Genomic DNA, 9,696 nt, shown 5'->3' on the forward strand with positions numbered 1-9,696 from the left:
CGTGTTTTTGCCCGTTATGCGGGCGTTATGTGCGTGTTTGAATTAGTCACTTTAAAGTGTCGGTTTTATCTATCTCAAAGGTGAATTCAACAATCAATGTTTGTGTTTAGCCTCAGTGGTAATTAGATTTTCGTTGGCTAGATATTGGGAGTGAATTGCATTTTCAGTGCTGACGTAATAGGTTGGTCGCAACAGTTTCAAGCTGGGTATTAATCGTCAACGCGGCAATTTTAAGCGTGTTAGGGATTTTTATAATGCACTTCGCATCAAGCTTTAACATTAACCATTAGCGCATTTAACTCGCGGTAAATTAAACCAAAACATAGGGAAGGTGTTTTAATTCATGGTTTCAGCACATAACAAAACGCTTAAGTCGCAGTCCGCTGTCGCGGCCTGCTGGGACACAAACACGCGGGGCGCTTCGCTATTATGCCCCACGCGTTTGTGCCCCTTAGCTTAGCGTTAGGTGCTTTTGTGGACATTCATGATTGATCAAAATCTGGAAACATCGCTATTTGGCGATATGAGCCACAGGCGAAAAGCTTTCCTGGCTGGCACATGAGCTGTGATTCAGAAGGATATAAAAGTCTCAATGAGCTTCTATCAGTCTTCTTAGATTCAGAGTCCATGAAAAAACGAACATTGGTATTAGATGCACCGGATCCTTATATAGCGTCTTCAACACTAAAAAAGACAATGCAAAATAAATTAGTAATTGTTAAATCAAGCGATGATTCCCAATGGTTGTTATCTGACGATTGCGGGAAACTAAAATTAGATATTGGCTCTGGAAAAATAGCAGAGTTAATGGACGGAGTGGATGACGCTCTTGCTGGTAAATATGATTTTTCTGTTGGGGCAACAAATGGTCAAAATCTATGGTTTTGGTAAGCACGCACCTAACAATCAAATGTTGGGGACACAAACACGCGGGCTCTGCTTCGCAGTGTAGCCCACATGTTTGTGCCACCAAATTAGGGCGTTATGTGCGTGTTTGAATTAGTCACTTTAAAGTGTCGGTTTTATCTATCTCAAAGGTACATTCAATAATCATTGTTTGTGTTTAGCCTAAGTAGCAACTAGGTTTTCGTTGGCTAGATATTGGAAGCAAATTGCATTTTCAGTGCTGTCGTAATAAGTTGGGCTAAATAGTTTTAGTATTGTATTAATCGTAAACGTGGCAATTTTGAGTGGGTTAGGGGATTTAGCAATGCGCTTCGCATCAAGCTTTAACATTAACCACTTGCGCATTTTACTCGCGGTGAATAAGTCCAAAACATAGGGAAGGTGTTTTAACTCATGGTTTCAGCACATAACAAAACGCTTAAGACGCAATCCGCTGGCGCGGCTTGCTGGGACACAAACACGCGGGGCACTTCGCTATTATGCCCCACGCGTTTGCGCCCCTTAGCTTAGCGTTATGCCAATGGAGTTTAAGTGAAGTTTTGTTTTCTATTTTTTAGTTTATTTATCAGTAGCTCTGTTTTGGCATCTGAAGCTGATGTGGCAGTGAATGCTCTTGATGAGTTAGTGTCGGAAGTGGTTGACGAGTATGCAATGGAATATAAAAAAGCCAGAAAGTTTCACTCAGTAACTATCAATGGAGAAAGTTATTTACTCGCATTTACCACGATTGAAGGCTTTAACGCAGGGAATAACTATCGTTACTTCCTGGCGGCAATCAAAGTGACAAATAGTAATGCCATTCCAATAAATATTATTCAAGTTGGTGGTGACAATGGGCGCAGCGTCGATTTCGATAAATTAACAATCGAAGGTAGTGTTATTGTTATCAATACGAAAGAGTACGCATTATCAGATGCTATGTGTTGTCCATCAATACTTGGAAAAGCAGTATTTACTTTTAAAAATGATTCTCTCGTTGAATTGAACGATTGGCATAACAAATCGCTGTAGACGCACGCGGTGCGTGCTGGGACAAAAATACGTGGGCTGTCCTCGCTTCGCTCATTATTATAGCCCACGTATTTTTGCCCCTAAGCGGGGTGTTAGCTCCTGGAAACGTCGAGGTTGTTTTGTGAAATCTAAACTAATTAAAGAGATGAAACAGGGCGGTTACACTGAAACCAGTAGCGATGGTTCTATGTCTCGATTACTTAAACCTTCAGACAATGATTTTTCGTTGGGATTTCTAATCGGAAAAGCAGGCTGGGAAAATTCAATAAGCATCCAATGGGGTGTCGTACATAAATCGATGTGGGAACTACAACAAGAAGTGGAAAGTCTCAACGCGTTAAATATTCAGTTCATGCTCTTCAGTAACTCAGTTCATTCGGGGTTTAAAGCAAATATCGGAGAAGGCAGCCCAGAGGCAAAAGCAGTTTTAACATTATTGCAATCGCGCATAGAATTTATGGGAGGTCATGAAAAAGCGATCTTGGAAAATACATCCAATTCATTGGCCTCTTTTATTACCCCCACAGTTTTTTCATACGATAAGCACTTGTTAATCGATGGGATGGCCCACTATTATGGTCTTTTATTTAAGCACCTCAACAGCGGGATTTCTGTACAAGAAATTGATGTCCACATGGAAACTCTCTTCGCTGCTGGAATTAGCGAAAAATCTTCGCCAATTTATAAAATGCGCTTATTAAGATCGTACGTGGGGAGCTAACAATGCGCTTAACTCGTTCCCTAGGGTCACTGGGACACAAACACGCGGCGGCTTCGCCATTTTAGCCGCATGTTTGTGCCCGTTAGCTTAGCGTTATGTGCTTTAAGGATATTTAGTTTATGAGGGAATTAAGAATTCCAATTGAAGTAGGTGGTGATGAGAAAGCCACTGAAATGATGAGAATTTGGTTAGCACATGACGAACTATATGTATCTCTATTACTTGGCATGTGGGAAGACGCAGAAGACTGCGACGTTGATGAACGTAATGCTTGGGGGGAACTGCTCGCCGATACAATACGACATATAGCCAATGGTATGGAGCAAAGTCATGGATGGGATAAGAAAGAGACAATAGCCCAAATTACTAGGTCTTTACTCAAACATACGGACTTGCCTCGAGGTACAATTACCGGGGGATATGTTGAGTAACGCACATAACAAACCGCTGTAGACGCACGCGGGGCGTGCTGGGACAAAAACACGTGGGCTGTCCTCGCTCTGCTCGGTATTATAGCCCACGTATTTTTGCCCCTAAGCGGGGTGTTAGGTGCCGGTTTAGATTAAAATGATTTTTCAAAGTAAAAAAGCAAATACAATTCTTGTTCTCAGCAGCATCTTATGGAGCTTTCTGGCTTACCGTAATCTAGGCTTTTTGTGCTTATTTATTTTTATTGCTGCTTTCATGTTTATCAGAAATCAAAACACTAAAAGTATCGCTTGGTTTGCATTCATTGTTTCGACGCTTATTCCTTTAGACATCACTTTTATCGACCTGGATGGACCACCAAAAATTGTGCCCTATGTGATGGGATTTCCTACAGAAGAAGCATTCGCAGCTGCTGAACGCGGGGAACTAGTTTTGGGTAGTTGTATGGTTAATGGCTTAGAGCCAAGAAAAGTTGTAGTGTGGTAATGGCGCAAGCACCTAACAAAAAAATCATGTCGCCCGCAGGCGGGCTGGGACACAAACACGTAGGCGGCTTCGCCATTATCGCCTACATGTTTGCGCCCCATATTTAGGTGTTATGTGCGTGTTTGAATTAGTCACTTTAAAGTCGTCGTTTTTTGATAGTTCGCAGGTAAATTCTTCAACCAATGTTTGTTTTTAATCTATGCAAAAAACGTTTTTGGTTTGGCTAGATGTTACGAGTAAATTGCATTTTAAGTGCTGTCGTAATAAGTTGAGCTAAATGGTTTTAGTATTGTATTAATCGTAAACGCGGCAATTTTAATTGGGTTAGGGGATTTGGCACAGCGCTTCGCATTGTGTTTTTACATTAACTTCTTGAGCATTTTACTCGCGATAAATTAAACCAAAACATAGGGAAGGTGTTTTAAGTCATGGTTTCACCACATAACAAAACGCTTAAGTCGCATTCCACTGGCGTGGCCTGTTGGGACACAAACACGCGGGGCGCTTCGCTATTATGCCCCACGCATTTGTGCCCCTTAGCTTAGCGTTAGCTGCCACATGAAAATATTAACTTTTTTACTTCTTTTGTATTCCAATTTCACTATTGGGTGTCAGCTGTATGACGAACCATCGAAAGAAGAATTGCTACTATTGTCAGCATTGGAAAATCCAATAGTCGCAGTCGTAAACATCGAAAAAACCTACCACCGAATAGATGAATGCCTTAACAAGCGATTCTGTTCAGACAGTGGTTTGAAACTTAGGATGAAAAAGGTACTTAAAGGCAATCCACCTAATAAAATTGATGCGACTAAAGCTATATACACATCATGTTATTCGGGCATTTACCATCCGTACAATGGAACTATTGATATGCCAGGCGGAGATTTTGTTGTAAAAGGATATGAAGATAATCAAGCTTATCTATTAATTATCAATAAAATAGACGATAGTTTCGTTGTTATGGCAGGAGTTTTAGAAAGCGAAAGTTTAGAGCTACAAAAAAAGATCGAGGACGTAAATTAGATGGCAGCTAACAAACCACTCAAGGCTCTCGCTTCGCTCGCTGGGACAGTAACACGTAGGCTCTGTCGTTAGCCTACGTGTTATTGCCCCTTAGTGGGGTGTTAGGCCGTGTGATTAGGCTTCTGTTGCGAATTGCTAGGAATGGAGTTCTTGCATGAAAAAATACAATTGTGGTTTTTTACTTGTAGTGGCCTCTTTTTGCTGTTGGTCAAATCAATGGGTTGCGCTCGGAAAACAGACTGGTTTTCCGGTGGATAAAGGTTTTGAGATGAAGTTATGGCACTTCCTCGATTCAACAGGCACAAGGTTTGAGCCAAAAGAGCTTTATCGGTTTCAATATAAGTATTTGACTGAAGATATCGTTTTTATTAACGCGCTATGCCTTCAATCTCCTTCTACTAAGAGTGAAATTGGCTTGTTCGCAGGTCCATCAACTGAAGAGCTACAAAAAGAGTTGTATTATGTATTGGACGGAGGTAGTTGTTTCTTCAATCTCAAGTATAACACTAAACATAACCGATTTTTTGAACTACACGTTAACGGACATGCATAATAATGTGGCACAACAGCCTAACAAACCGCTGTAGACGCACGCGGGGCGTGCTGGGACAAAAACACGTGGGCTGTCTTCGCTTCGCTCGTTATTATAGCCCACATGTTTTTGCCCCTAAGCGGGGTGTTATGCGCCAAAGCGTACAGGATTTACATCCATACTTTTATGAAGGATTCTTATGATCAGAATTTCCTGACTGCCCGTTTGTTTGTAGAAAATCACATGGCTACTTTGAGGGAATTTTCTGTATCCATCTCTTATTTCGTCGCAGCTTTTGCCAATATCGGGATTTTCAGACAACATCCAAAATGAATCGTCGAATTGTTTAAGATATACATTACGCTGTTCTCGGCCCCATTTCCGTTGTGTGAACAATGCGATATCTTTTAGATCTGATTTTGCTAGTACGGTTAACGTAAAGGGTTTCACTCTTTTAATTCACCGTCTAGTTCTGATATCAGATTCTCAAGGTCGTATTCAGTTTCGCCGCTTTCTTCACCTGCTACAAGTAATTGACGCAGAGTGTTTAATTTGGTTTCCTGTGTTTCTAGCAAGCGAAGAGCTGAACGAATCACCTCGCTTGCTGAACCATACCGACCAGTTTGAATTTGGCTAGCAATAAAGCCATCAAAATGGTCTCCAAGGGTAATGCTGGTGTTTTTAGCCATCTGATTTCTCCAAGTACCAATATATACCTAATTATGGTACTTGCGCGTTATAAGTCAATAGCGCATAACAATCACATTAAGCCGCTCGCAGGCTCGCTGGGACAGTAACACATGGGCTTTGTCGCTTCGCTCGGATTTTAGCCCATGTGTTACTGCCGCTTATGTGGGTGTTATGTGTAATGATGAAAATATTTATTCCTGTTGTTCTGTTCTCCATACTTTGCAGTTTTGATGTTCATGCTGTGCGTGTTCGCAATTGTGGTGATTTAGAAATCGAATTCGTTAAACATCAAGTGCAAAGTGGCTCCTTGAGTGAGAAAAATGTCTCTCACAGAAAATTTAAACGAGGTAGTTTGGGTATAGCTGAAATGTGTGCTCTGCGAGATGAATTAGTTTTAGATGGTGTAGCTTATACATTGTATAAACCTAAGGACGAATCCTCGTATTATATATTGGTATCCAATGGTTTAGATGGCAGTATCAAATTGTACGGGCCATTTGTCGGCAATTACACATAACAAACCGCTGTAGACGCACGCGGGGCGTGCTGGGACAAAAACACGTGAGCTGTCCTCGCTTCGCTCGATATTATAGCCCACGTATTTTTGCCCCTAAGCGGGGTGTTATACGCGCGAGTAACATTATGAATTTAGCAGATGAAATAGGACTTTCTGATTACAAGCTCCTCAAGGATGAAGCTGCGTTAAAAGTCGCTCAAAATTGGCTCAAAGTCTTTTGTGTCCACCGGACCTCTTTCAAAGGGATCAGAGGTGGCAAATCTTATCTATGGGATGAAATCCATAGCGACAACCAGAATGCGGATGCAACAGCAGAATTCGAAAAGCACATTGCAACTAGCTATTATCTCATGTTGGATAACTTTGGAGAAAATGAGAAAGAAATTTATGTTTCAACTCAAAAGCCTGCTGGAAACGCAGGGCTTAAAGACTTCCATATTTTTCCCAAAAATTTCGCGTGGTCAATCGCATTCACCCACGAGGATGGATATATTGGACCTAAGTTTTTTAAACACTCAAATTACGCTAAATTAAACAAAGAAAATGAAAAAGCGTTCAAGGAATTATCAAAGTGGCGCGTATAACAAAAAAATTAAGTCACTCACTACGTTCGCTGGGACGCATACACGTGGGCTGCTTCGCATTTTAGCCCACATGCCTGCGCCCCTTATTTAAAAGTTATGTGCTTAAAGGAATATTATGAAATCATGGGATGAATTAACAAACTTACAACGCGCTGTTATTGGTATCTCTGTATTAGTAGCTGCAGCATTCTTGCCAGAAATCGCTTTCTTGGTTCAATTTGGTGGTATGGAGATCGCATTTGCACTTGTTTTTGCGAGTATAGCCCCTGCAGTTACATGGTTTACCGGTAAATACAAAACTATAAAAGAATCTATAGGCATAGCCATTGAAGCCTATAGGCAGAGCGCATCAGCTAAACCCTCAGTGTTTTTTGTTCAAGCTTTATTTTGTGTGCTGGCATTATCGTTTACAGGTACAGGGTTATTTGCATTCTATTTCTTTGTACCTGGTCTGGTTTTTAACGGGGTCTTGGCATAAACGCACATAACAAACCGCTGTAGACGCACGCGGGGCGTGCTGGGACAAAAACATGTGGGCTGTCCTCGCTTCGCTCGTAATTATAGCCCACATGTTTTTGCCCCTAAGCGGGGTGTTATGTGCGTGTTTGAATTAGTCACTTTAAAGTGTCGGTTTTATCTATCTCAAAGGTGAATTCAACAATCATTGTTTGTGTTTAGCCTCAGTGGTAATTAGATTTTCGTCGGCCAGATAATGGGAGTAAATTGCATTTTCAGTGCTGACGTAATAAGTTGGTCGCAACAGTTTCAAGCTGGGTATTAATCGTAAGCGCGGTAATTTTGAGTGGGTTAGGGGTTTTAGCAATGCGCTTCGCATTGTGTTTTTACATTAACCACTTGCGCCTTTTACTCGCGGTAAATAAGTCCAAAACATAGGGGAGGTGTTTTAAGTCATGGTTTCAGCACATAACAAAACGCTCAAGTCGCAGTCCGCTGTCGCGGCCTGCTGGGACACAAACACGCGGGGAGCTGCGCTATTATGCCCCACGCGTTTGCGCCCCTTAGCTTAGCGTTATGTTTCTGGATGATTCATCTATATGAATAGAGATCGTAATGGAATTCTGGAACGAGAAATACTCAAAGAAAGGGTTTCTAAATATTCTCCTTTTGCTCTGATTTTCGTCTTATTGTTAGTGGTCGTGAGTTGGTATTTATCCAATCAACCGGATAACCTAGAAACTTTGATTGGTGTATCTACTCATCATCAAGCATTACTCCACGATGAAGGTCATACACTTTACTTGTATGTGAAATTAGAAAACAGAGATAAACCGGTCAGAGTTCGACTTCCCAAAAATGTTGGAATACACATTGGTGTCAAGGTCAAATTAAATCGAGTTTACGGCGAAAATTCTAGCTATGAAAAATTTGTATTTATTAGCTATGTCAGTGATGAAACATAACAAACCGCTGTAGACGCTCGCAGGCTCGCTGGGACAGTAACACGTAGGCTCTGTCGCTTCGCTCCTAATTTTAGCCTACGTATTACTGCCCCTTAGTGGGGCGTTATGCCAATGGAGTTTAAGTGAAGTTTTATTTTCTATTTTTTAGTTTATTTATTAGTAGCTCTGATTTGGCATCTGAAGCTGATGTGGCTGCGAATGCTCTCGATAAGTTAGTGTCGGACGTGGTTGACGAGTATGCAGTGGAATATAAAAAAGCTAGAAAGTTTCATTCGGTAACTATCAATGGAGAAAGTTATTTACTTGCATTTACCACGATAGAAGGTTTTAACGCAGGGAATAACTATCGTTACTTCCTGGCGGCAATCAAAGTGACAAATAGTAATGCCATTCCAATAAATATTATTCAAGTTGGTGGTGACAATGGGCGCAGCGTCGATTTCGATAAATTAACAATCGAAGGTAGTGTTATTGTTATCAATACGAAAGAGTACGCATTATCAGATGCTATGTGTTGTCCATCAATACTTGGTAAAGCTGCATTTACTTTTAAAAATGATTCTCTCGTTGAATTGAACGATTGGCATAACAAACCGCTGTAGACGCAAGCGTAGCTTGCTGGGACAAAAACACGTGGGCTGTCCTCGCTTCGCTCGGTATTATAGCCCACGTATTTTTGCCCCTAAGCGGGGTGTTATGTCACTTTCAGGTTTTTATGACTCCGTGCAAACATAGACTCAATTTCATACAAAATCTTTTGGCATCTAGAACAATCAGATTTAAATGTTTGTTCTGTGGAAACTCTATTTATAGAGAACATTATAGGGCCAGTACGTTTTTGGGGCCTCTGTTACCAATTTGGAGCTTGGGTTTAATTGTTTCTGCGTTTGTTTCCGAAATCCTGTTCTGGCCTGCTATGCTGCTTATAGTCGCTGTAATTGGCGGAGCTTACCTGATTGATTTAAAGCAAAACTCGCTAGAAATCTACTCAGTTCAAGAGTCTGTAAACGATAATGCTAAAGCTCTGACAAGTTTGTATTTGGCACTTGGTATCATAGCAATTGGTGCAATATTTGAGTTCGCGACATAACAAACCGCTGTAGACGCAAGCGGAGCTTGCTGGGACAAAAACACGTGGGCTGTCCTCGCTTCGCTCGATATTATAGCCCACGTATTTTCGCCCCTCAGCGGGGTGTTAGGTGCTGGTTTGAGATTTGCTTCTTATTTATTGATCTTTTTTTCTGGCTTTGTGTTAAGTGATGTGTAAACCTCCCTTAATTAGTTACATCCATAATTAGAGATTTCGGCCATTTCATGCTTGGTTAAATATTCCCATGGTGTCAGATCATTCAGGGCATCATGGGGACGCTCTT

General features: G+C 41.2%; 15 protein-coding genes. 12 read left to right on the forward strand and 3 right to left on the reverse strand.

What is annotated here, in order from left to right:
- Window positions 1-627: 627 nt before the first annotated feature.
- Window positions 628-891, forward strand: a complete 264-nt coding sequence (locus ACXAH6_RS18325; RefSeq protein ID WP_474879195.1) for a hypothetical protein — start codon at window positions 628-630, stop codon at window positions 889-891.
- A gap of 177 nt (window positions 892-1,068) precedes the next feature.
- Here ACXAH6_RS18325 and ACXAH6_RS18330 read toward each other — a convergent pair whose 3' ends face one another.
- Window positions 1,069-1,251: a hypothetical protein gene (locus tag ACXAH6_RS18330; protein WP_474879196.1), complete on the reverse strand. Its 183-nt coding sequence runs from the start codon at window positions 1,249-1,251 to the stop codon at window positions 1,069-1,071.
- Window positions 1,252-1,437: 186 nt separating this feature from the next.
- Between ACXAH6_RS18330 and ACXAH6_RS18335 the strand changes: the two genes are divergently transcribed.
- The 6 genes from ACXAH6_RS18335 (at window position 1,438) to ACXAH6_RS18360 (ending at window position 5,132) form a co-directional block, all read left to right on the forward strand.
- The gene (locus ACXAH6_RS18335) at window positions 1,438-1,917 is read left to right on the forward strand and encodes a hypothetical protein (protein ID WP_474879198.1); all 480 of its coding nucleotides are present in this window, start codon (window positions 1,438-1,440) and stop codon (window positions 1,915-1,917) included.
- Window positions 1,918-2,038: 121 nt separating this feature from the next.
- Window positions 2,039-2,638, forward strand: coding sequence for a hypothetical protein (locus ACXAH6_RS18340; RefSeq protein WP_474879200.1), 600 nt, complete (start codon window positions 2,039-2,041; stop codon window positions 2,636-2,638).
- A 119-nt stretch (window positions 2,639-2,757) separates the two neighbouring features.
- Window positions 2,758-3,069 carry a DUF5076 domain-containing protein gene (locus ACXAH6_RS18345; protein ID WP_474879202.1) on the forward strand — a complete coding sequence of 104 codons (312 nt, stop codon included), beginning with the start codon at window positions 2,758-2,760 and terminating at the stop codon, window positions 3,067-3,069.
- 136 nt (window positions 3,070-3,205) lie between these two features.
- Window positions 3,206-3,553, forward strand: a complete 348-nt coding sequence (locus ACXAH6_RS18350; RefSeq protein WP_474879204.1) for a hypothetical protein — start codon at window positions 3,206-3,208, stop codon at window positions 3,551-3,553.
- Between the two features lie 558 nt (window positions 3,554-4,111).
- The gene (locus ACXAH6_RS18355) at window positions 4,112-4,579 is read left to right on the forward strand and encodes a hypothetical protein (RefSeq protein WP_474879206.1); all 468 of its coding nucleotides are present in this window, start codon (window positions 4,112-4,114) and stop codon (window positions 4,577-4,579) included.
- A 154-nt stretch (window positions 4,580-4,733) separates the two neighbouring features.
- Complete coding sequence (locus ACXAH6_RS18360; RefSeq protein WP_474879208.1) at window positions 4,734-5,132, forward strand: hypothetical protein; 399 nt, start codon at window positions 4,734-4,736, stop codon at window positions 5,130-5,132.
- A 126-nt stretch (window positions 5,133-5,258) separates the two neighbouring features.
- Here ACXAH6_RS18360 and ACXAH6_RS18365 read toward each other — a convergent pair whose 3' ends face one another.
- Together ACXAH6_RS18365 and ACXAH6_RS18370 are read right to left on the reverse strand one after the other, a co-directional pair.
- A complete protein-coding gene (locus tag ACXAH6_RS18365) occupies window positions 5,259-5,561 on the reverse strand; it encodes a type II toxin-antitoxin system RelE/ParE family toxin (RefSeq protein WP_474879210.1) in 303 nt (100 codons plus the stop codon).
- Complete coding sequence (locus tag ACXAH6_RS18370) at window positions 5,558-5,800, reverse strand: type II toxin-antitoxin system ParD family antitoxin (RefSeq protein ID WP_474879212.1); 243 nt, start codon at window positions 5,798-5,800, stop codon at window positions 5,558-5,560. The genes ACXAH6_RS18365 and ACXAH6_RS18370 overlap by 4 nt, the downstream gene beginning before the upstream one ends.
- Before the next feature lie 179 nt (window positions 5,801-5,979).
- Here ACXAH6_RS18370 and ACXAH6_RS18375 point away from each other — a divergent pair, with 179 nt between their 5' ends.
- The 5 genes from ACXAH6_RS18375 (at window position 5,980) to ACXAH6_RS18395 (ending at window position 8,925) form a co-directional block, all read left to right on the forward strand.
- A complete protein-coding gene (locus ACXAH6_RS18375) occupies window positions 5,980-6,318 on the forward strand; it encodes a hypothetical protein (protein ID WP_474879214.1) in 339 nt (112 codons plus the stop codon).
- 125 nt (window positions 6,319-6,443) lie between these two features.
- Complete coding sequence (locus tag ACXAH6_RS18380) at window positions 6,444-6,902, forward strand: hypothetical protein (RefSeq protein ID WP_474879215.1); 459 nt, start codon at window positions 6,444-6,446, stop codon at window positions 6,900-6,902.
- A 115-nt stretch (window positions 6,903-7,017) separates the two neighbouring features.
- Window positions 7,018-7,380: a hypothetical protein gene (locus ACXAH6_RS18385; protein ID WP_474879216.1), complete on the forward strand. Its 363-nt coding sequence runs from the start codon at window positions 7,018-7,020 to the stop codon at window positions 7,378-7,380.
- Window positions 7,381-7,957: 577 nt separating this feature from the next.
- Window positions 7,958-8,323, forward strand: a complete 366-nt coding sequence (locus tag ACXAH6_RS18390) for a hypothetical protein (protein WP_474879218.1) — start codon at window positions 7,958-7,960, stop codon at window positions 8,321-8,323.
- A 122-nt stretch (window positions 8,324-8,445) separates the two neighbouring features.
- The gene (locus tag ACXAH6_RS18395; RefSeq protein ID WP_474879219.1) at window positions 8,446-8,925 is read left to right on the forward strand and encodes a hypothetical protein; all 480 of its coding nucleotides are present in this window, start codon (window positions 8,446-8,448) and stop codon (window positions 8,923-8,925) included.
- The last annotated feature ends 771 nt before the right edge of the window (window positions 8,926-9,696 follow it).

The sequence above is a fragment of the Alteromonas sp. ABE4_545 genome (genome assembly GCF_056161325.1).

Excerpts from the sequence above, each read along its gene's own strand:
- ACXAH6_RS18325 (WP_474879195.1), top strand. The coding sequence starts at position 628 with ATGAAAAAACGAACATTGGTATTAGATGCACCGGATCCTTATATAGCG.
- ACXAH6_RS18330 (WP_474879196.1), bottom strand. The coding sequence starts at position 1,251 with ATGCGCAAGTGGTTAATGTTAAAGCTTGATGCGAAGCGCATTGCTAAA.
- ACXAH6_RS18345 (WP_474879202.1), top strand. The coding sequence starts at position 2,758 with ATGAGGGAATTAAGAATTCCAATTGAAGTAGGTGGTGATGAGAAAGCC.
- ACXAH6_RS18350 (WP_474879204.1), top strand. The coding sequence starts at position 3,206 with ATGATTTTTCAAAGTAAAAAAGCAAATACAATTCTTGTTCTCAGCAGC.
- ACXAH6_RS18355 (WP_474879206.1), top strand. The coding sequence starts at position 4,112 with ATGAAAATATTAACTTTTTTACTTCTTTTGTATTCCAATTTCACTATT.
- ACXAH6_RS18360 (WP_474879208.1), top strand. The coding sequence starts at position 4,734 with ATGAAAAAATACAATTGTGGTTTTTTACTTGTAGTGGCCTCTTTTTGC.
- ACXAH6_RS18370 (WP_474879212.1), bottom strand. The coding sequence starts at position 5,800 with ATGGCTAAAAACACCAGCATTACCCTTGGAGACCATTTTGATGGCTTT.
- ACXAH6_RS18375 (WP_474879214.1), top strand. The coding sequence starts at position 5,980 with ATGATGAAAATATTTATTCCTGTTGTTCTGTTCTCCATACTTTGCAGT.
- ACXAH6_RS18380 (WP_474879215.1), top strand. The coding sequence starts at position 6,444 with ATGAATTTAGCAGATGAAATAGGACTTTCTGATTACAAGCTCCTCAAG.
- ACXAH6_RS18385 (WP_474879216.1), top strand. The coding sequence starts at position 7,018 with ATGAAATCATGGGATGAATTAACAAACTTACAACGCGCTGTTATTGGT.
- ACXAH6_RS18390 (WP_474879218.1), top strand. The coding sequence starts at position 7,958 with ATGAATAGAGATCGTAATGGAATTCTGGAACGAGAAATACTCAAAGAA.